Genomic DNA, 21,462 nt, shown 5'->3' with positions numbered 1-21,462 from the left:
GGCCGAGAAAAAGGCAAACGGCGCCAGCAATCCTCTCTATAAAGAGGTTGAAATACTCGTGTTCTACGATCTAACCAAGAAAAAAACGTGTTATCTGCTAGACACTTCAAGGGCGGTCAAGCCTATCGTGCTTCAGAAAAACAAAGAGGCCGAATTCGTCGCTCAGGACAAGCTCGATAACGAAGCGGCGTTTATGAGAAAAGAGTTTAGATACGGCGTGGATACTGAGGATAACGCAGGATACGGCCTATGGCAAATGGCGTATAAAAACGCACCGACAGAATAAGGAGCTGCAATGGGAAACTACGAAAGCTTTGTAAAAGCCCAAGGGCTTGAACTTGAAAGCAAAAAGAAAAAGAGTGACAATAAAAATAAAGATAAAGAAGCCGAAGCAAAAAACACTGAAAACGCAGATGAAAACACGCAAGAAGGCGCAGATGAAAGCGAAACTAACCAGCAGGGCTAAGCAAAGCCTGCAAAACCCAAGCGAGATCACAGATGAAATGGTAGAGCGCGCGGTAAATGATGCTGAGGAGATAAGCAAAGGTAGAGATGTGCCGTATTTTGCAAAGGAAGACTTCGCATATATCAGACTTAAAATTTATCTCAAAGTGCAGCTAAATGCCGAAGATGAGATGATCTTTGAGGCAGCACAAAAGTTTATCAAAAGCTCGCCTTTTGTGGATGATGAGGGCAAACTACACTCAGCTAAATTTTATCAAAGCAAGATGCGAAAGGATGTGCTGTGACAAACTCAATCAGCCAAATAGCAAAGCAGCTCAAAGATAAATTTTCACTCAAAGAGCTACCAAGCTACGAAGCTCTCGAACAAAACGGCGAGTATCTCGTGTTTGAGGGCTTTGAGCGCGTAAATGAATCAACTGACAATGCAATATTTGGCGTCATCATCGCTGCCAATACGCTCAATGCCGACAAAAGCGCGCTACTGCCAAGAGTGGATGAGATGCGCCGTGATCTATTTCGTTTTGGGGCGAGCAATAGCGAATACATCGTATATGGTGCAAAGGCAGCGTTTGTCACAAATGCACTGTATTGCGTGAAATTCAACGTTAAGATAAAAATAGCCGAGTTTATCGATTGACCCTGCTAATCGCCACTTTTCAGGCAAAGAGAACAGCCCGTACGATTTGCCTTCAAAGTGCGATTAGCTTGCTATAAATTTAAACTGGGCTCAAAAACTAAAATTTAAGGAGAACAAAAATGGCACAAGAAAAAATAGCAAGACTAGCCACTGCAACAGTGAGCTTTGTCCCGCAAGGAAAAACAGAGGCGACCGTGCTTGGGTATCAACAAAGTGTGAGCCTAAACCGCACAGTTGAGAAAAAAGAGCTGCTTTCAAACGATGAGAGTTTGGGCGAAAGTGTCATGGAGCTTGAAACCAAAGCTGAATACACGTTTAGCACTGAGATCGGCGACATTAGCATACCAAACCTAGCCCTATGTTTCAAGGGTTTGGTAGAGAGCGAAACATACGCGGCAGGCGGTAAATTCTTTACTGGAAAAACAATCAAGGCAGACACCGAGCAAATCAAGATCGGCGACCCGGTGCTAAAAGACACAAAAATATACATCGCCACCGAAAACATGGCGGCGGGCAGCTTCACAATCGATAAATGTGCCCCGCGCACATATCCGGTGAAATTTAAGAAGATCGTGCCACAAAAGCTATCGAATTCTCTTGGAAAAATCATCGTCGATGGTAAAAACCTTGCAACCGGCAAAGCTCAAATTTTAACGATCCCGCTTGTAAATTTAAGCTTTGAGGGCGATCTGACAGTTAGTGGCAGTGACTTTGCGAAACTATCGCTCAAAGGCAAAATATTGCGCGCTGCGGACGAAGAATTATTTACGTTTATGGATGAGGAGTAGCCATTGTAGCGAACGCGAACAACGTTTGTGATGGCTACGAGTAATGGTAGTTATAACCTGCCAACTGATAAAAATAATACAAGGATAAAACAAAATGAAAACCAAATTTCCATTTGAAATCAACATCGATGAAGCTAAATTTAAGCTTGAATACAGAGAACTTAAAAAGAGCGAGGCTCGCGCTCTAAATGATGAGCTTGGCGGGCTAAAAGACACAGTAGAGACAATCAAAAACCTAGAGCGCGAGATAGCGCTTCTCGAAGAAGCCAAAGAGATCAAAAAAGAGGTCGCTTCATGCCTAGAAGGCAAGGCAAAGGCAAATGCCCTGCAAGATGTGCTTGGCATCATAGATGAAATTTCAACCAAGCAAAAAGAGATCAAGGAAGCAGATAAATTCAAGATCGATGTCGATGAGACTGCAAAGAAGAGATTTGATCTTACGCTTAGCGGTGAAGACGTGGAGGCTTTCAAGGCTGAAATCGAAGAAAAGGGGCTTAACTACATCGATGTGATGCGCGCGATAGATGCAGTGATCGAAAAGGAACGCTCAAAAAAGTAGAGCGCGTCCTTGCTTGCGTGCAATCTCAAATGAGCCCAGATGAATTTGGGCTTGATTTTTATGAGACGCTCATATTGCGGGGGCTAGGTATCGCTCTGGTCGTGAGACAAGGACTAAACGGAGCAGTCTTTGAGTGCGACACACTCGTATTGCGCACCTTTTGCAAACGCTTCAAAATAGATTTTTTATGGATGCTTGAAACTTCAAAAAGGTATGTGGCGATTATGAGCAAGCAAGATTAAATTTTAATTATTAAAAAACCACCTTAACCTCGCCCCTCAGTGAAGGAAAACGCGAACAGCGTTTGAGTAACAAGCCCGCACGATTTCACTTCGGGGCGGGTCAAGGCTAAAAAATACACCTAAGAGGCAATATGTAAGAATAGGAAAAGCGAAAAAATGGCAGACAACGACGTAAAGATAACCATCACCATAAACGGCGAAACGACAGAGCTAAAAGCCGCCAAAGCAGACGTCGAAGATCTGGCCAAAAATGTCAAAAAAGCAGATACCGCTACTGCTGGACTAAAAGACTCATTTGCCGCGCTCGCCTTAAAAATAGGCGGGGTTGCGGCTCTCACGGCTGCGTTCAAAGATCTCGTAAGCACCGGCTTTGAAGCAAACAAAAGCTTTGAAAATCTCCAAATTCAGCTAACTGGTCTCATTGCCGCCAACTCCTCAAACGTAAGTTCTATGGGGCGTGTTTTAGACGCTCATGAAAAATGGAATTTGGGTATGGCTGAAAGTGAAAAAATTCTAAATCAGCTAAACGAAACCAACGCAAAAACAAAATTTACGCTTGAAGAGATCACGGGTGCTTTCAATATGTTTTATGCTACATCTGCCGGGCAAGGTAGCCGTGAAAAAGCGGTGCAAGCGATGGATAGTATCGCACTTGCCGCGCAAGCCGTGGGCAAAAACATCAACGATCTAACCCCTATGATGGATAGCCTAGCTACGGGCACTGTCATAGCCGCTTCCGAAATGGGCTCATTCATGAAAATAGTTGGGCTTACCAACGAAGAACTCAAAAAAGCAAATGAAAACGGGCAGGTGTATGACTATCTTATAGAAAAGCTCGCTAAATTTAAAGAGCTTAGCGGCGAAGCAGGAAATAGCTACGAAGTAGCCCTTGGTGGGGTTAAAAACGAAATCACTGAGATAGCGCGTGAGCTAACTAAGCCAATGTTTGAAACTGTCACCAAAGGCCTTAATGACTTTGGCAAACTTATAAAAGATCATAAAGATGACATCATAGAATTTGGAGAGGATGTTTTTAGGTCGTTTCAACTCATTGGCTCTGGCATCCTCTATATTGGCGTCACAGCTGCAAAGGTGCTCCTAGCTATCCCGACAGCTATTTTAAGCGGTTTCGATACGCTCACTCTCATCATCGAAAACAAGATCAACGCCGTCATCAAAAACGCACAAGAAGCATACAATAGCATAGCTTGGCTTTGGGATGGAGAGACCACATTTGGGCGCGTAAATTTTGCGACCAATATTTCAAGTGGCATTATGGAGGCGTATAAATCCGTAGAAGATACGCAAGAAAGAGCTGCGCAAGCCGCAAAAGATCTATTCAATGAGATCAAAGAAAATACAAGGGCTGCTGCCAAAGAGACTAAAGCTGCCACAAAAGATGTCGGTGAGTCTTTGCAAAGCTTGCCACCAAAGATAGAGCCAGTAGCCAAAGCTGCCAAAAAAGCCTCAAAGGATATGAGCTCATACAACAACGCCTTGCGAGAAATCGCACGCCTTGGTATGAGCGAATATGAGAAAAAACTTGATGACATCGAGCACAAGGAAAAAGAGTGGCTAAAAGTTGGCATTGATAAAAAAACAGCTGCCAAAGCAAAGGCGAAGCTATTTGACATCTTAGAAACTGAGGAAGCAAATAAAGTGCTAAAAGAGCATGCAAGCTTTCTTAAAGAGCGCGAAGAGCTTGAGAAAAAATACTACGAAGCTATCGGCGAATACGAAAAAGCGTGGGCGATCGAAAGCAAAAAATATAAAGAAGAAATCAAAAAATTAGAGCTCACGGAAGAGGACGCGAAAAAATACCTCGAAATTCAAAAGAAAAAATACTTCGAGCCTTTGACAAAGACGGCAAAAACAGCTTTTTCTGACATCAAAAACAGCTGGGCTGATACAGTATCGACGATGTCAAAGACTGTCGAGGATGGTTTCTTTGACTTTTTCATTGGAAAGACAAAGTCGCTTAAAAAAGCTCTCAAAGACATCGGCACAAACCTTATGCGTGATCTCATCAGCCCTTACGCACGCACGCTAGCACAAGGGCTAGCTGGTGGCTTTGGCTCATTTTTGGGTGGTGGCTCAAATTTAGCACAGCTTGCCGCTGATCTTGGACTGAAAAAAAATGATAGCGGTGGCTTTTCAGGTCAAGTAGGCGGCACTGATGTGGAGCTTTCAAGCACAGGGCAAATTTTGCGCGGTGCTTCTGCTCTGGATAAAGGTACGACAAATTTACTCTCATCCATTTCAAACCTCAAAACAGCTTATGACACCTTTACCAAAGGCTTTGGCTCGCCGTTTTCAAGCATAGGCGGCTATCTGATGAACAACGGTTGGACAAGCTCAGGGGCGTTTTTCAATGGCATGGGTGGAGGCGTGAATTCACTCTTTGGCACAAACTCGATGCTTGGCGGCACAGCTGGACGCGGTGCAGCACAAGCGGCACTCAGTGGCTATGGCAGTCCATATTACAGCGCAGGTGCTGCTACTGGTGGTGCGCTTGTTGGCGGGGCTGTGGGATATGGTATCGGAAGTGGGCTAGATAAGATGTTTGGAGCAAACACCTATGCTCCTCAAACTGGCATGGTAGCTGGAGCTGCTGTGGGTGGATACGCTGCACTTGCTGGATCGCTTTCAGCTGTGCCAGTATGGGGCTGGATAGCGGCTGCTGTCGTGCTTGCCATAGGCGGCATGATAGGAAAAAGCAAGATCACTGACTGGGGCTATCAGGTAGGCGAAAATTTAAATCTTGGCTTGATGAAAGGGCTTGATAGCAAAGACGTCAATAACTGGAAAGAAAAGACTAAAAAAAGCTGGTTTAGCAAGAGCACATCAAATCAGACATCGCCAATAGATAGTGAAACAGTGAAAATGCTATCTAGCTATGTGCGCACCACTTCTACACTTTTGAGGGAATTTACTGGCGGTGATTTCACCCTACCAGCGCGCACGTATAATAAGCGAACCCTCATAGATGAGGGCTTTGGCGGTGCGCTCATTGCTGGGGTGATGGGGCGAAAATTTGATAAGGCTCTAAGCTTTGGAGGCAACGAAGGGGAGCTTGAAAAAACATACCGCTACTGGATGGAGCAGGCAAAAAAGGACAAAAAAGAGACCTATGAGCTACTTGCGGAGTATGTCGGCAAGATAAATTCAAACATCAAAGCTCTAAAACTTGAAAGTCTAAGTAGCGAGCTTGAAAAGATGAAATTTGCCAAAGACGAAGCCATAGATGCACTTAAAACGTTAAATTCTGGTTTAGGTGCGCTTGGCAACGACTTTGACTTCGTCGGTCAAGACATGGCAAAACAGATCGAAAAAGCATATCGTGAGGCTCTTAAAAGCGACTTTTCAAAAGAGAGCGTGGATCGCTATCAGGCACTTACAGAAGCCTACAAACAAGCCAAAAAAGCCCAAGATGACTACACCAAAGCTATTATCAGCTTTTCACAGCAAATCGCTCAAACCCAAAGTAGCTTTTATCAAGCCGTGGGTAGTGATACGACCATCCTTACTTTGCAAAACATCTATACAAAATTTAGAGTTCTTTCGGGCAGTCTTGCTGGCGATCTAGGAAAAGACCGACTAAATGAGGTCTCAAAGCTAGGCAGCACCGCTGATCCGAAGGTGTGGGCGGAGTATTTTTTCAGGATGAGCTACCAGCAGATGCAGGAATTTCTTTCGCAAGGCAACACCGAGCTACGAAAAGAATTCCTAAATTTGATCACCGAACACAAAAATCTCTTGACATCAAATGGCGGTAATGAGGTGTGGCTAAAATCTCTCACTGGTTTGCAAGGAGTGATGAAGCAGATCGAAGCCTTGAAGCTTGCTGAGAAAGCTCAAAGCACGCTTGAAATCCAAAAACAGCAACTTGCAAATCTCAACCTACAAAAGAGTGCGATCGAAAAGCTAGCCAGCATGGCAACCAAGATCCGAGAAAGCGTCATTGACAACACTACCGCTCAGATAAACTATATGCTAGCCCTTCAAAGGGCACGTGCGGCGTATGCAAAAGGCGAATATGACTCTAAAGCATACGACGAGCTAAATTCTGCTATCACAAAACAGCAACAATACCTAAAAGATACGTCTGCAACCTACGCCGATTATCATCACAGCATGCTAAAGATGGCAAATGAGGTCGAGGACGTAGCAAAAGGTGCGTCGCTGCAAGACATATCTGAGCAGATCAAAAGGCTTGATAAGCTTCTAAATAGTGCCAACAATAGCTATGAAAGCCAGCTCGCAGCCCTAAACGAGCAAAGAAAACAGCTAGAAATAGACGCTCAAAATCAGATCAACACGCTTTGGAAACTCCTTGGCGAAGGAAGTCCAATAGCCGCATATCTGCAAGCAGTCAAAGACGCCATACTTTCAGGCAAGCAAGCCCCAGCGTATGGCGGAGGCTCTATCTCAAACATCGCCACTACTGCCACCACAGCAAACGGAGCATTGCTCACAAATCAGCTAGAAAAAGACATCAACAGTATCTACCTTTCAAGCATAGGTAGAAGCGTAGAGCAAGCGGGGCTTGACGCGTGGGTAGCCAAGGCAAGGGCTGAAAATCTCACAAAAGAACAGCTCAAAGCCCAAATCGAGCAAACTGCAAGAAATATCACGGGCTCAGGCAAAAAAGAGGACTGGCTTGAATGGAGCAAGAAAAGAGGCTACAAAGCCTTCGCAGACGGTGGTATCGTCACACGCCCAACCCGTGCCCTCATAGGAGAGGCTGGATATGATGAAGCCGTGATACCGCTAAAAGATGGCAGAGGCGTGAAGGTAGATATGGACGGAGCGATAGGAGCACTTGCAGCTATCACCGAACGTATCGAAAAACTCGTAACAAATATCGAGAGAAATTTAAGGGAGGTAAATATGAGGCAAAGAGAGTCAAGCGACAACGGAGCGCAGCTCGTGAGGGTAATCGCATGACAGTGCTTAGTAAGGTAAATTTTAGCCTGACGCAGACAAACGCGCCAGCAGATAAAGAGAGGCAATACAACAAAGGTATGAATGTGGCTGAGGATGAAGTCATAATCTACAACGAGCAAAAATATAAGGCTGCAAAGGCTATTTCAAGCATGCAAGAAAGTCCAGACAAGGACATCAAGAATTTCACGAACGTGGGTGCAATAAATAAAAATGCGATGATCGATAGCTTCATAAACACGCAGACCACAAAAAAGGACGGCTCGCCGCTAATCTTCAAGATTGACACCCAAAGAAAGCGTATCAATTGTTTGTCGTTTTTCAACATAGACGCAGACACGCTCACGATCAAAAAAGACGGCAAGCAAATCTATCAAGACAAGCTTCTGAAAAAATCGAGCGTGAGCTGGTGGGAATTTTTCTTTGAAAATGGCAAAGAATTCAAAAAAGACACAATCGTAAATGTCCCTATGCTCTTTGGAGAATTTGAGGTGACACTCACGCCAAATAAATTTGGGGCAAATTTAGGGCATCTTAGCATCGGTCAAAAGGTATTCATCGGACACACCGAGCTTGGATGCGAGTTTGGAGCAATAGACTACTCCAAAAAGCAAAAGAACGAATATGGCGACATATCCATACTCAAAGGTAGAGCCGCAAAGTATCTCAATACTGCTGTGGTCGTAGATACCAAGCAAATCGATAGCAAAGATCAGGTTCTCATGGGTATCCTTGGGGAGCTCACGACCTTTATCGGGGATGAAAAAGACCGAGGCATCAAAAGCCTCATACTCTTTGGCTTCATAAAAGACTATTCATTCAAAGTCACGGGAGAGGAGAAAAGCAGCCTAAATTTAAATGTCGAAGGCATTGTTTAAATTTAGGTTTGTGGGCAATAGGTGGGTGTTTAAACACCCTTTAACAACATATTAAAATTTAAAAAGGATAACACATGGCGAAACAAATTTCAAAGATCAAAGAACCACCAACTACGAGTGACCCGCAAAATTTCGATGCAAAAGCGGATGAATTTGTAGCGTGCTTGCCAAAATTCGTGACAGAGGCGAATGAGCTAGCAGTAGAAGCTGAGGGCAACGCAAATGCAGCCCAAAGTTCAAAACAAGCAGCCGCAGCCAGTGCCGAGCAGGCGGGGCAAGCAAGAGACGCAGCCGCCCTGTCAGCTCAAAACCTAGCCACTGCCGTAAATGACGCCATAGAATGCAAGCAATCTGCTGCAAAGAGTGCGAACAATGCAAAGAAAAGTGAAACGGCGGTAACCCAAATGAGCGAAGCCGTCAAGAGCGCAAAAAGCGAGATTGAAAATGAAATCGAGCAAGCAAAAAGCCTCATCAACAGTGGCAATGGTGGCGTGATAGATGATAGCAGGGTTTCGGAGGTTTCGACGTATTCGAGCAAAAAGATCGATAGCGATTTTTCAAAGACAGACCACAACCACGATACGGCCTATTTATCTATCGAGAAATTCAACGAATTTAAGACGAAAATCGTTAAAAAACAAAGTAAGCTCGATTTTATGGTTAATTTCTTGCAAGACGTTACGGCAGACGGCGTAGCCGTAAAAATAGACGATATGAGCGGTTCGGTTTACTCTTTTGTGGAAGGCGGCGGCGATCTTGTTTTGCACGTGGATAACGGAAAATATTTTTATATAGGCGCAATGGGGTCAGGCAGAACCATCATATCGGACGAAATAAAAAATCCAAACCGCAAGAATATATTAAAAAGACATCAAGACCTCGCCCCATACCCAGGCGCCGAAGTTTTATTTTTGTATAAAGTCGGAGATCTGCTTTATTTTAGCAGAGACTCAAGATTTTATGTATACAACACAAAAACCGAGGAGTGGGTCGAAGCAAATAGCAGTATGCAGGGCGGCAGTCTTGATCAAATGCAAAGAATGCATTTTATAGATCCAAAATTCGCCGTCACAAGGCACTCGTCCGGGCTGAAAATCAAAGGAACAAACGCAGGTAATTACATAACCCTTGACTACTCGTATAGTACGGTAGTAATAATGCAGGACTACTTAATCGAAATGAATGATTCGGCAAAAACGGTTAAAGCCTACAAAATCGTAGTCGAGGGCGACAATGCTTCAAAAAGACCTATAGACATATCTCAGGTTCCTTATCATGATTCGTATATTAGTCTCGCTACCATCAGCTCTCACTACTATGACAAAGGGACCAAGTATTATAAGAAAGACGATGATCTATACTATCTAGAGACATTTGAGGATGGCAGCGTACGTGGCTATGCTCTATACAAAAACAAAGAGCGACTACCTATACCAATAATGCCGCAAAGCAATGAAAAACTATTTCTAGCCCAGAGAACTAGATTTTTAATCAATGTTTATATCGGCGCAGACCAAACCTATACGCGCATGTACGATATTACCGGAAAAGGCAAAATCGTAAGGCTCCCAGTGGGCGTACTATGCGCAGAAGAAACCGAGCGAGGCGTACGGATAGCGTACGTGCCGCGATTGCCTGCCAACGGCAAGCCGCGGACTTTTTATGAGGCTATATTGCCGTATGAAATTTTTAGTAACGAGGAGTAGCCGATGAAACCGACTCCAAAACAATGGCTCCAAGTAGCAAAGAACGTAGCAGTAGAGATACCGCTTGAGATTTTGGCCTTTTTCGTCGTGCCGATCGCGCTGCTTTTTGCAAAAGAGAGCGACGATCATCTGCCGCGATGTTTTCGCTGGTTTGAGGATGCGGGCGACTACTACGACGGACAAAGCGCTGCCATAAACGGCGATGGCGGATGGAGACGGGATCACTTCCCTCCGCCTAAGAACCGCACTTATTTCGCCCGCCTTTGCTGGCTTTTAAGAAACCGCATCGGCTATTTTTGCGTGAAATATCTAGGCGTCAAAACAAGCCAAATAGACCCCGCCTCTATCAAAACTAGCGGAGATCCATCCGTCACGTCAAACGGCGGCGCGGTAAGCTCGTGGTGCAAGGTGGAGTGTCGTCTCAAAGACGGCAGGGAGCGTTTTGGCTACTACCGCACGATCCGCTGGTGCAAACGATTTTATATCCGCATTTACGTCGGCTGGAAACTGATGGACATAGCCGGCGCAAATCCTGAAAATTGGCACGAATACACCGAAAACGGCGATAAAAAAGTACTTAAAACCGTTTGGGCGTTTCACCCGATGAGAAAGGTCAAAGAATGAAACCCTCGACAAAGAAATTCGTACTGATCGCGACGGCTATCATTATCTTGGCCGTCACCGCAAAACTATTAAAAGGAGCGTGAAATGTGGTTTTTAAACGTTAAATTTTTGCTTAGCATCGGCGTCGTGATCGTGATAGCTCTCGGCGGCGCAGGGATTGAAATCTGGCGATTAAACGGCGCATTGTCGAGCGCAAAAGCCGAGACACAAGACGCCAAAGATAAGCTGGAAAAAGAGCAGACCAAGCTAGCGCTCAAAGAGGCGGCTTTGCAAGTATCGGCGGCAAATTTGGGCGAGTGCAACTCCAAGATCTCCGCTCAAAACGAGGCCATCGAGAGTATAGCTCTAGATATGAAAAAGATTCGCCAAGGCCAGGCGGGGCTAAGAAAAGAGATACAAGCCAAATACGAGAAGATGGAGCCTCCGCCGAGGGATAGCAGCTGCGAGGAAAACTTAGCCTATTACGAAAGGCTATTTAGGGGGCTAGGAAAATGAAAAACAAAGTAGTCAAATTTGCGGCCGTCTGCGCCGCGGCGATCATGCTTTGCGGTTGCGCTGGTGCGGAGCCTCAGATCATCGCCCGCACCCAGTACCAAGACGTGGCAAAGCCCGTGCGCTGCAACGTAGAGCTACCGCCAAAGCCGAGCTTTGACGAGAGCGATCCATCGACCGCCGGAGCCGTAGCGGCATATCACGAAGAGGTCGAAAGACTGCTTTTGCTGTGCATGGGGGATAAGCCATGAGTGAACTGGTTATCAGAAAGATTATGGGGTTTAGGCTTAGCAAAAAAAGGATACTCGAGATAGTTCTATCGGTCCTGCTCGCCTTGATTTTCGGGGCGGTGATAAGATGAGCTTCATAGACAAAGAATACTGGTACCTGCTTTGGGTATTGCTAGTAGGGCTCATCGGCGGGGCCTTGGGGTTGCTCGACGACGACGGAAAACCAAGAAAACATCGCACAAGATGGGCGTTTCTTGCTGCCACTCTTACCGCGGCGTTTCTTTGCGGTGCAACGTTTTCAATCGTGAAATTTTTTATACACGATATTGAATTTTCCCTAGGCGTCGGGGGCATTGTAGCATTTATGGGCGGAGGTTGGGTGCGTAGAAAAATCGACAAAGCCGCCAACAAAAAGATAGAAAGCCTAGGCACAGATAGCGGTAGCTATACGAAGAGCGAAAGCGAATACGAAGAGGAGCTAAAATGAGGGACGACGAGATACTGGAGAGTATGCAAACAAAGCGCACGCGCTGCATCGTTTATACGAGAGTAATGGGCTATCATCGCCCGGTAGAGAGCTTTAACCTCGGTAAAAAAGGCGAGCACAAAGAGCGCGTCAAATTTAAAGAAAGGACAAAAAAATGAAACTAATCATAAGACGATACAAGAACATATATGACGGCACGCTGGGCAAATTTGAGCTAGTAGGCGTAAATACCGTGCTGATGACGGGCTATACGCTAGAGTCAGCCGGACCCGATACCACCGAGCGAGGCAAGGATAGGCGCATACCTGCGGGACTTTATCAGGTGGCTTGGCACAAGTCGCCAAAATTTAACCGCGTGGTGCCGGTGCTATATAACGAGCAAGTACCGAAAGATCGCTACATAGAGATACATGCGGGCAACTATCCAAAGCATACCGAGGGCTGCATCCTTGTCGGGAAATGGGCGAACAACGAGGGAGTGTTTGAGAGCAAAGCAACGCTAGAGGCATTGCTGAAATTCATTCAGAACAAGGATTTAGAGGTAGAGATTATAAACGAAATAAAGGAGCAACGATGAAAAGAAATAACTCGGGTCTTACCCCCCCCAGAAATTAAAAGCTCCGTTTGCATGGGTAGGCGGTAAATCAAAGCTTGCCGCAAAGATCGCCTCTCTTATGCCGCCGCACGCCAAATATATCGAAGTCTTTGGCGGCGCCTTGTCTGTGTTTTATCAAAAAGCGCCGTCTAAGATCGAAGTCGTAAACGATATAAATGGCGATCTTATTAATCTACACCGCATCATCCAAATAAGGCCGCAAAGCTTATCTTTTTATCTAAACTCTATGCTAAAAAGCCGTGAGATATTTTACGGCATCAAAGACGGCAAGCTAAAGCCTAGAAACAAGATAGAAGCCGCGGCGTTTTACTATTATCTTATTAACATGAGCTTTGGGGCGAAGGGCGCAAATTATGCTATGAGTAAACGTAGGAACTTCGGAAATATCTATAGGGATTTTACGGTATATTCCAAACGCCTAAAGCGCGCCTCTATCGAAAATATGAGCTATGAAAAGCTCATAAAAGAGTACGACGACAAGGATGCTTTGTTTTACATAGATCCGCCCTATGTCGGCACCGAGAGCTACTATAAGACCCCAAAAGGCTTTAGTATGAACGATCATCAAAATTTAGCCGCCATCTTACGAAACATCAAAGGCAAATTCATTCTTAGCTACAACGACTGCGAGATAGTGCGAGAGTTCTATGCGGGATTTAGATTTGAGGAAGCCCAAATAAACTACAGCCTAAACGGAGCGGCAAGAGATAAGGTAAGCGCGGAAGTTATAGTTATGAATTTTTAAAGGCTTTAAAGGGCTTTTAATAGATTTTTAAAAAGCCTATTGAGGCGCATAAATTTACGTTAGAAATCAAAGTGAAAAAACGCGGTTTTTAGCTCACTTTGATTTTAAGCGTAAATTCGCTTTGATTTGAAAAGCGGTTTTACAAAATTCTCCGAATTTTATCGCAATATTTTAAGGGAGATGATAGCTAAAAATGATTTTGGATCGTCTGAATTTAAAAAGGCTCGGCGAGTTTGCCGAGCCTAATGCGTCTAGTTTAGCCTAAATTTCACGCGCCCGTGAAAACTTGACCGGCATAAACTATATAGTATCTTAGCATCACGACGCCGCAGATAACTACAAGAGAGTTTGCTATGATGTAGCCCACTCTATAAGCGTGATTTTTTAGAGCCGTTAGCGCTATGGTAATAGGGGTCAAAAGTCCGATACCGACGACGCCTATCCAAAATATTAACGCGTATTGTCCCGTGCTTAGAGCTTGTTTTGCGGCAACCGCGCTCGCTCCGCCCTCGAAATATAGTCCCAAAAATAAAACCGCGATGAGAGGTATCTCAAAAAGCACGGCTCTTAAGTCCAAGACTAAAAGATACTTCACGTTGTCTTCGTTAAGAAGGTGTTTGAAGCACAAAAGCCCGACCAAGATGTTTGTCGCTACGCCCGAGCTAAAGCCTGAGGTAAGGAACAAGATCGGTAGAATCGGCGTGTTCCAAAGCGGAAGCTTCGTAATCGCGCTAAGCAAAAAGCCCGTATATATACCTACGCCGATCGCAAGGCAAAAAAGCGCCATCTCGACTATCTTTGAAAGCGGCGCAAAGGAGCGAATCAGTCTAGAAATAGGACGTAAAATCGCTAGAATTTTATACTTTTCTATCTCTTCTTCGAAAATAATCACCGCAAAAAGATAAGCCAGCGGCGCATAAAGCAACAGTAGCGCAACGCCGATAGACATAACCGAACCGAAGTTATACTTAATCAAAATCCAGTAAAAACTAAGCGGTTTGCCAAGGTCAAGCACCAAAAGCACAAGGCCCACGGTAATCGTTATAGGAGCCACTAGAGCGCCCGCCTTCACCATCGCGTCCCAGATACTGCCGTCTTGTTTTTTGTGGTAGTTCCACTTAACAAGCAACGCAACCATCATCGCGCCTGCGGACAAACCCGCCAAAAATAGATAAACCGCTATCGGCCACGGCCAGTAAATTTCATTATATTGAGCTACGCTTCCCCACATATTATTCATGGCTTCCTCCTTTGCGGTTAGCTATCATAGCAAGCTTCGGTTTGGTTTTAAGCTCGGCTTTAGGATAGTAGTGAGCTTTGGTATTTAAGATTTTACTTACTTCGCTGTTTGGATCGTTTATATCGCCAAATGCCAAAGCATCGGTCGGACAAACGGTCACGCATGCAGGCTGCTCGCCTACGCTAACTCTAGTTTCAAAACAAAACGTACATTTGCCTATCTCGCCGGTTTTGGGCTCGACGTAGCGAGCGTCGTAAGGACAGGCCAGGATACAGTATTTACAAGATACGCAGGTAGAGTGATCTAGCAGCACTATGCCCTCTGCCGTCTGAAAGCTAGCTCCCGTAGGGCAAACCGCCACGCACGGAGCGTCCTCGCACATCACGCAGCTATGTCTGCTAAAGTCGGTTTTTAAATTTGGAAATTTGCCCTTTATCTGCGAATGGACTTGAAGTCTAAAAACGCCTCTAGGCACTTCGTTTTCGCTCCTGCAAGCCACCGAGCAAGCCTGACAGCCTATGCAGAGGTTTTCGTCATGTATCATTCTATACGCTTTTTTCATATTTTTTCCTTTACGCTTTTATTATCTTGACGCCGACGTTTCGCACCATCGTAGAAGCCACGGGACCGATCACGGTAGGATCTAGCAGCTTGCTTTGATTAGTTCCCGCGCCGTTCGTGCGTTTTAGTCCGGCGCTTTCGTGGCCGAAACCGTGATAGACGAAAAGCGTATCCTCTCTGATGCCTTCAGTCAGCATCACGTTTGCCTTTTCCTTCGCGGTTTTGCTTTGCAAGATTATTTTATCGCCGTCTTTTAGCCCGTATTTTTTCGCGGTATTAGGATGTATCCAGACGGGCGCGCTACTCATCAGGTCGTTTAAAAATTCGACGTTTTGCGTGTGGCCGTTGGTATGTATCGGCGTTTTGCCGCTCATTAGGCAAAGCTCCTCGCCGAAAAATACGTCCATGCCCTCAAAATTTAGACAGCCGTATCCGGGAAACTGCTTTTCGACTTTTTCGCTAAAAAGTTCTATTTTGCCGCTATCGGTTTTAAATTTGACCTGCGACTCCATCAGCCCGTCTTCGCCCACAAACTGCGCCGCGCTAGGAAATTTTTTGGTAAATTCTTTTACGCTATCTTTTTCTCTAAACAAAATCCCCGGCACCTTCCACGTGACGTAGCCGTCTTTAACCAGCTTTGCTAAAAGCTCGGCGTTTCCCTTTACTTGTCGCATTCGCCACTCGTCCATCGTATTTGAAGTATATAGCTCGTCTATTTTCATCCTGCGGGCTAACTCCCTAAAGATATCGTAGCCGTTTTTAGTATCGCCGACGGGATCTACGACCTTATTTCTTATCATATACGCGGGTTTTAGTCCTGATTTATCCTCGATGCCTTCGTCGCGCTCCAGATAGGTGCTCTCAGGCAGTATCACGTCCGCCCATATCGCAAAATCGCTCATATAAATATCCGAGCACACGATAAAATCAAGCTTTTTTAGGCTTTCTATCGTAGTTTGCGTACCTGCGACGTTTATGGGGTGATTAAATCTTATGCTAAACCAGCCTTTTACGGGATAAGGCTTTTCGCCTAGTATAGCTTGCGGAATTTGCATCAAAACGCCGTGACTCCTGCCGACGAATTTATTTACCCCGTCCTCGCCGGCGCCGTCTATCCTAGGAGTTTTTGGTACTTTTATCGCAGCGTCCGGGTTTGTTATCTCGGGGATTAGCTCCTCGCCTGCTAAAGTATTATATAGCTTAGCCTTTTTGCCGCCGAAAATTCCGCCCTTTTTCTCCCAGTTGCCCATCATCGCGTTTGCGGTCATTATGGCTCTAGTGCGGATATATTCGGCTCTAGTAGTAGTCGTGTTGTGGCCGAAGTCGATGATGACTTTAGGTGCGGCTTTCTAGATTTCGCCAGCGATGCGCTCAACCGTTTTTGCAGGTATTCCCGTGATTTTTTCTTGCCACTGCGGAGTTGTGTCTTTGGTCGCTTCTACGACTTTATCAAATCCAATCGTAAATTTCTCTATAAATTCTTTATCGTACGCGTCGTTTTTTATCCAAGTATGAATGAGCGCCAAAACAAAGGCCAGATCGGTTCCCGGTTTTACGGGTAGCCACTCGTCGGCTTTTGAGGCCACGACGCTAAAGCGCGGATCTAAAACTAACAGCTTCGTATCTTCTTTAGCGGCCATCTTAGCCAGTTTTTTAGCGTCGGCGATGACGATACCCTCAAAAAGATTGTGACCGAAATTTACGATATATTTTGCATTACCAAAGTCTCTTTTTAGCTTCGCGTCGCCGTACATATGCGTACAAACCATCTGATACGTCACGGGACAACAGGATAGGTGCGAGAAGCAATTAGGCGAGCCGTATGCGCTGGCAAAGGTCGTCATTAGCTTGTGCGTTTGGCTTGATTTTGCCGTAAATACGAAGCTCTCGGGACCGTATTTTTCCTTGATTTCTAGCATTTTCTTAGCCACAAGATCAAGCGCCTCATCCCAGCTTGCCTCGCGCCATTTGTTTTCGCCGCGCTCGCCTACTCTGATGAGGGGCTTAACAAGACGCTGCGGATCGTAGAGCTGGTTATGCCCGCTGCCGCCTCTAGCGCATACGGAGGTCGCCGTACCGCCCACCTTGCCGTTGCCTTGGATGAAGACGGTTTTGCCGTCTACGACCTTAGCCTCGATAGGACAGCGAGAAGAGCACATCTCGCAAAAGCTAAATACGCTTCTGTCGCCGCCTTCTAGCGCCTTGGCTCCGACTGCGCCCAGGGTGCCCGGCGCATACGTCATCGCAAGCAAGCCCGTGGCGGTGGACGCTTTTAAGAAATTTCGCCTCGAAGTATCCATTTTTTCTCCCTTTTTGAAATAAATTTGATGAAATCTTAAATAATCAATGTAAATTATACGTAAAATTTTTATATCAATATAAATTTTGATTGATAACAAGTATCCGTTTTTTAGGGAAATAATTTAAATTTAACTTCAAATTTGCCAAATTTACAAATATCAAATTTTAACGGATGATGATATTTAAGCCATAATTTGCTTAAATTTATAATTTAAAAATAATTCTTGCGATTTTCGCCAAAAAATTATTTTAATTTTATTTGTATATAATTCGCGTATTTTTTTAAAAAGGCAAAATTAATGAAAAAGCAAATTTACATCATTCACGGCTACGACGCTTCGCCGCAAAGCCACTGGTTTTCTTGGTTTAAAGATAAAATGCGCGGACTTGCCGAGGTGGAAATTTTAAAGATGCCAGACCCGCAAACGCCAAAGCTAAACGAGTGGCTAGAAACGATGAAGCAAAACGTAAATTTAGGCGAAAATTCATTCATCATCGCTCACAGTCTGGGCACGATAACTAGCCTAAATTTCCTCAGCGGTTTTGCAAATTTGCCAAAATTTGGCGGTCTAGTTCTCATATCGCCGTTTGACGAGCCGATTGAGGAATTTGCTATATTAAATGAATTTTGCGAGCCGCAAATCGACTACGAAAAGATAAAATCGGCAGCGAAATTTATAAAAGTAATAGCCGCAAAAGACGACTATATCGTGCCTTGCGAGCTTAGCCTAAAGGTCGCGCGAAATTTAGGCGTAAAGCCGGATATCTTTGAAAATGGCGGGCACTTTTTGGGTGCGGACGGCTTTAGCGAATTTGAGTTTATGCTAAATTTATTTAGGGATGCGTCTTTACCGAAAACGGGCGATCAAAAGTAAAATTATTTAAAAAATGTTACTATAATGCACACTTTGTTTGATTTTGCATTTTTAAGGATAAATTTTGAGAGAATTAAAGTCCATATTTTTTAGTATGACCTCGGCGATTGTTTTACTGATAATCTTTGCGGTCGCTAGCGGCGCGGCGACGATAATAGAAAGCTACTACGATACCAAAAGCGCGTGGGCTGCGGTTTACGGCGCGCACTGGTTTGCTCTAGTGCAGGTGCTTTTGGGCATAAATTTAGCTTACAATCTTTTTAGATACGACCTTTTTAGAAACGAGAAACTACCCGTTTTGATATTTCACGTCAGCTTTTTATTTATGCTTTTAGGCGCTGCTATGACGCGATATATGGGCTTTGAAGGCACGATGCGCATAAGAGAAAACGAAGCCTCAAACGCCGTTTTCGGATCGGCTTCGAGAATAGAAATCGCAGCCGAAAAAGACGGTAAAATTTACTCGGATTCTATCCAAAAATACATCACTTCTTTTGGCTTAAACGGCTTTAATTTACCGCTTAAAATCGAGGACAAGAAGGCGAATTTAAGTTTTGAAGGCTACTACAAAAATGCCGAGACCGAGTACTACGAAGCAGACAAGGGTAAGCCGCTGATTAGGCTAAGCGTCTCGACCTCCGACTCAAAAGAAGAAATCAGCCTACAAGCAGGCGAGACTCGCGAAATAAGCGGCGTTAGCTTTGCATTCGACGCGCAGCCGCTACTTGAAAATTTCGTCAAAATCGAGCTAAAAGAGGGCAAATTTTATCTAACTTCAAACCAAAATATCGGCTACTTCACGATGGCGACGAATGAAAAAGGCGAGTATGCCAAGGATAAAGAGACTGAGTTTTTGCCGATGAGGCTTTATACGGTAGCGGACGTAAATTTCGTCCCAAAATCCCTGCTAACTAAGGCCGCACAGCGTATCGTTAGCAAAAACGGAGATTTCGACGCGCTCGTGGCAAATTTAACCTACGACGGGCAAACCGAGCAACTAACCCTATACGAAAACAGCTACGCGCCGGCAAAAGCGAAAATAAACGGTGTGCTTTTTAACGTTTACTGGGGCGCTAAAATGATCGAACTTCCTTTTTCTATAAAGTTAAACGACTTCGAGCTTAAGCGCTATCCGGGCTCAAATTCGCCGATGAGCTACTCTAGCGACGTTATCGTCGAGGATTCGCGCACCGGCGATTTTCCTTATAAAATTTACATGAACCACGTACTAGACCACGACGGATATAGATTTTTTCAAAGCAGCTACGATATGGACGAGCTTGGCACCGTACTATCGGTAAACCGCGACCCGGGCAAAATCCCGACCTACGTCGGCTACTTTTTATTGGGACTAGGGCTATTTTTAAACGTAATAAATCCTCGCTCGCGCTTTAGAAAACTAGCCAAAATGATAAACGAAGACGCCGTCAAAAAGCTCGCCGCAATCCTTTTAGTAACGAGCTCGGCAGCGTTTTCGCCGACTAAAATTTATGCTATGGATGAGGCTTTAAATATCGACGCAAGTCACGCCAAAGAGCTTTCTACGCTAATAGTTCAAAGCGGCGACGGTAGGATGAAGCCTTTTGATACGGTCGCAAGGGATATCTTAAACAAAATCCACCGTAGCGATACGCTTGAAGGGCTAAACGCCGATCAGGCCGTGCTTTCGATGATGACGAACGGTTTTTACTGGCGCGACAAACCTATAATCTACGTAAACAATAAAGAGATAAAAAAGCTAATCGGCATAGACGAAAAGGACAAATTTGCAAGCTACAACGACTTTTTTGAAAGCGACAAAGACGGTAAAATCGCCTACAAACTCTCCAAATTCGCCGAAGCCGCAAACCGTAAAATGCCGGGCGAGCGAGGCACGTTTGATAAAGATGTACAAAAAATAGACGAGCGACTAAACATCCTTCATATGGTATTTTGGGGTGAAATTTTCGCCGTATTTCCAAAGATAGACGACCCAAATAATACCTGGTACGGCATAGCTTCTGCGATGATGTATCTGCCTAAAAACGAGGGCGAACAAATCGTCAGGATGCTAAAAGATTATTTTACCGGCGTCGCCAACGCTACCGAAAATAACGACTGGCGCAAGGCAAACCAAGCTCTAGCCGAGATAAAAACCTATCAACAAGAACACGGCAAATCCGTCATCCCAAGCCAAAAACGCGTCGAAATGGAGCTATTTTTTAACGAGTATAAAATTTTCGAATCGCTCACGCTCATATATCTTTTGGCCGGATTTGGGCTTTTGTGCTTCATTTTCGTCAAAATGGCGCGCCCTAAACTAAATATTAAGGGGCTATTTAAAATCGTCTACGGCATAAATATTCTAGCCTTTTTACTACATACTTTCGGCATCGGCGTGCGCTGGTACGTCGCCGAGCACGCTCCTTGGAGCAACTCTTACGAATCGATGATTTACATCGCTTGGGCTTTGAGTTTATCCGGTATAGTTTTTTCTCGCCAAAGCCCGGTAGCCATGGCGCTAACGTCGATTTTATCGGGCGTTACGCTATTTGTAGCGCACCTTAGCTGGATGGATCCGCAAATCACTACTCTAGCGCCCGTGCTTCAGAGCTACTGGCTAACCATCCACGTGTCGGTTATCACTGCTAGCTACGGATTTTTAGGACTTTGTTCGTTGCTTGGTATGTTTACGCTCGTGCTTTTTATTCTACAAGCCGATAAAGAAAATAAAGAAATTTCGCGAAACATCCTTGAGGCTACTCGCATAAACGAGATGGCGATGATACTGGGCCTTAGCCTGCTTACGATGGGAAATTTCCTAGGCGGCGTGTGGGCGAACGAGAGCTGGGGTCGCTACTGGGGCTGGGATAGTAAAGAGACCTGGGCGTTAGTTTCTATCCTGATATACGCGGCAGTTTTGCACATTAGATTTATCCCTAAGCTAAATAGCCAATACGTCTTTGCCGTCGCTTCTATGTTTGCTTATTGGTCGATTATAATGACGTATTTTGGCGTAAATTTTTATCTCAGTGGTATGCACTCCTACGCTGCAGGCGAGCCTGTTCCGGTGCCGCCTTTCGTATGGATAGG

At 44.9% G+C, this 21,462-nt stretch carries 20 protein-coding genes and 2 pseudogenes; 19 read left to right on the top strand and 3 right to left on the bottom strand.

From position 1 onward, the window contains the following. From RYL88_RS04435 to RYL88_RS04355, 17 genes and pseudogenes are all read left to right on the top strand, one after another. Nucleotides 1–286 (top strand): Mu-like prophage major head subunit gpT family protein (locus RYL88_RS04435; protein WP_314989278.1); only part of this gene is annotated, 286 nt, incomplete at its 5' end. A gap of 9 nt (nt 287–295) precedes the next feature. Beyond that, on the top strand, nt 296–466 hold the full coding sequence (locus RYL88_RS04430) for a hypothetical protein (RefSeq protein WP_314989277.1): 171 nt from the start codon (nt 296–298) through the stop codon (nt 464–466). Beyond that, nucleotides 438–749: a hypothetical protein gene (locus RYL88_RS04425; RefSeq protein WP_314989276.1), complete on the top strand. Its 312-nt coding sequence runs from the start codon at nt 438–440 to the stop codon at nt 747–749. Before RYL88_RS04430 ends, RYL88_RS04425 begins: the two co-directional genes overlap by 29 nt. Further along, nucleotides 746–1,102, top strand: a complete 357-nt coding sequence (locus RYL88_RS04420; RefSeq protein ID WP_314989275.1) for a hypothetical protein — start codon at nt 746–748, stop codon at nt 1,100–1,102. Before RYL88_RS04425 ends, RYL88_RS04420 begins: the two co-directional genes overlap by 4 nt. Before the next feature lie 119 nt (nt 1,103–1,221). Next, entirely contained in the window at nt 1,222–1,890 is a 669-nt protein-coding gene (locus RYL88_RS04415; RefSeq protein WP_314989274.1) for a hypothetical protein, read from the top strand. 94 nt (nt 1,891–1,984) lie between these two features. Next, entirely contained in the window at nt 1,985–2,449 is a 465-nt protein-coding gene (locus tag RYL88_RS04410) for a hypothetical protein (protein ID WP_314989272.1), read from the top strand. Between the two features lie 29 nt (nt 2,450–2,478). After that, nucleotides 2,479–2,691 (top strand): hypothetical protein, encoded by a 213-nt coding sequence (locus RYL88_RS04405; protein ID WP_314989270.1) that lies wholly within the window; start codon nt 2,479–2,481, stop codon nt 2,689–2,691. A 156-nt stretch (nt 2,692–2,847) separates the two neighbouring features. Then, nucleotides 2,848–7,638 (top strand): hypothetical protein, encoded by a 4,791-nt coding sequence (locus RYL88_RS04400; RefSeq protein WP_314989268.1) that lies wholly within the window; start codon nt 2,848–2,850, stop codon nt 7,636–7,638. Continuing rightward, complete coding sequence (locus RYL88_RS04395) at nt 7,635–8,513, top strand: hypothetical protein (RefSeq protein WP_314989266.1); 879 nt, start codon at nt 7,635–7,637, stop codon at nt 8,511–8,513. The genes RYL88_RS04400 and RYL88_RS04395 overlap by 4 nt, the downstream gene beginning before the upstream one ends. A 74-nt stretch (nt 8,514–8,587) precedes the next feature. After that, complete coding sequence (locus tag RYL88_RS04390; protein ID WP_314989264.1) at nt 8,588–10,219, top strand: hypothetical protein; 1,632 nt, start codon at nt 8,588–8,590, stop codon at nt 10,217–10,219. A gap of 3 nt (nt 10,220–10,222) precedes the next feature. After that, a complete protein-coding gene (locus RYL88_RS04385) occupies nt 10,223–10,843 on the top strand; it encodes a hypothetical protein (protein ID WP_314989262.1) in 621 nt (206 codons plus the stop codon). A gap of 84 nt (nt 10,844–10,927) precedes the next feature. After that, entirely contained in the window at nt 10,928–11,338 is a 411-nt protein-coding gene (locus RYL88_RS04380; protein WP_314989261.1) for a hypothetical protein, read from the top strand. Further along, nucleotides 11,335–11,586: a hypothetical protein gene (locus tag RYL88_RS04375; RefSeq protein WP_314989259.1), complete on the top strand. Its 252-nt coding sequence runs from the start codon at nt 11,335–11,337 to the stop codon at nt 11,584–11,586. The genes RYL88_RS04380 and RYL88_RS04375 overlap by 4 nt, the downstream gene beginning before the upstream one ends. A gap of 106 nt (nt 11,587–11,692) precedes the next feature. Beyond that, the gene (locus RYL88_RS04370; RefSeq protein ID WP_314989258.1) at nt 11,693–12,052 is read left to right on the top strand and encodes a hypothetical protein; all 360 of its coding nucleotides are present in this window, start codon (nt 11,693–11,695) and stop codon (nt 12,050–12,052) included. Beyond that, nucleotides 12,049–12,210, top strand: a complete 162-nt coding sequence (nrdD, locus tag RYL88_RS04365) for an anaerobic ribonucleoside-triphosphate reductase (protein WP_314989257.1) — start codon at nt 12,049–12,051, stop codon at nt 12,208–12,210. The genes RYL88_RS04370 and nrdD overlap by 4 nt, the downstream gene beginning before the upstream one ends. After that, entirely contained in the window at nt 12,207–12,629 is a 423-nt protein-coding gene (locus RYL88_RS04360; protein ID WP_314989256.1) for a DUF5675 family protein, read from the top strand. Before nrdD ends, RYL88_RS04360 begins: the two co-directional genes overlap by 4 nt. Before the next feature lie 64 nt (nt 12,630–12,693). Continuing rightward, nucleotides 12,694–13,413 (top strand): annotated as a pseudogene (locus RYL88_RS04355) (DNA adenine methylase); the annotation flags it as partial. A gap of 268 nt (nt 13,414–13,681) precedes the next feature. Here RYL88_RS04355 and nrfD read toward each other — a convergent pair. From nrfD to phsA, 3 genes and pseudogenes are all read right to left on the bottom strand, one after another. After that, nucleotides 13,682–14,653 (bottom strand): NrfD/PsrC family molybdoenzyme membrane anchor subunit, encoded by a 972-nt coding sequence (nrfD, locus tag RYL88_RS04350; protein WP_314989255.1) that lies wholly within the window; start codon nt 14,651–14,653, stop codon nt 13,682–13,684. Beyond that, the gene (locus RYL88_RS04345; protein ID WP_122862760.1) at nt 14,646–15,215 is read right to left on the bottom strand and encodes a 4Fe-4S dicluster domain-containing protein; all 570 of its coding nucleotides are present in this window, start codon (nt 15,213–15,215) and stop codon (nt 14,646–14,648) included. Before RYL88_RS04345 ends, nrfD begins: the two co-directional genes overlap by 8 nt. Nucleotides 15,216–15,225: 10 nt before the next feature. After that, a pseudogene (phsA, locus tag RYL88_RS04340) lies at nt 15,226–17,514 on the bottom strand (thiosulfate reductase PhsA). 300 nt (nt 17,515–17,814) lie between these two features. Between phsA and RYL88_RS04335 the strand changes: the two are divergent. Together RYL88_RS04335 and ccsA are read left to right on the top strand one after the other, a co-directional pair. Further along, nucleotides 17,815–18,390, top strand: a complete 576-nt coding sequence (locus RYL88_RS04335) for an alpha/beta hydrolase (RefSeq protein ID WP_314989253.1) — start codon at nt 17,815–17,817, stop codon at nt 18,388–18,390. 64 nt (nt 18,391–18,454) lie between these two features. Beyond that, nucleotides 18,455–21,462, top strand: a 3,008-nt coding sequence (gene ccsA / locus RYL88_RS04330; protein ID WP_314989251.1) for a cytochrome c biogenesis protein CcsA, incomplete at its 3' end; no start/stop codon positions are given.

Origin of the sequence: uncultured Campylobacter sp., assembly GCF_963517995.1 — a bacterium.
In the GTDB taxonomy this organism is placed as follows: Bacteria; Campylobacterota; Campylobacteria; order Campylobacterales; family Campylobacteraceae; genus Campylobacter_A.
This window is presented reverse-complemented; position numbering and strand designations above follow the sequence as displayed.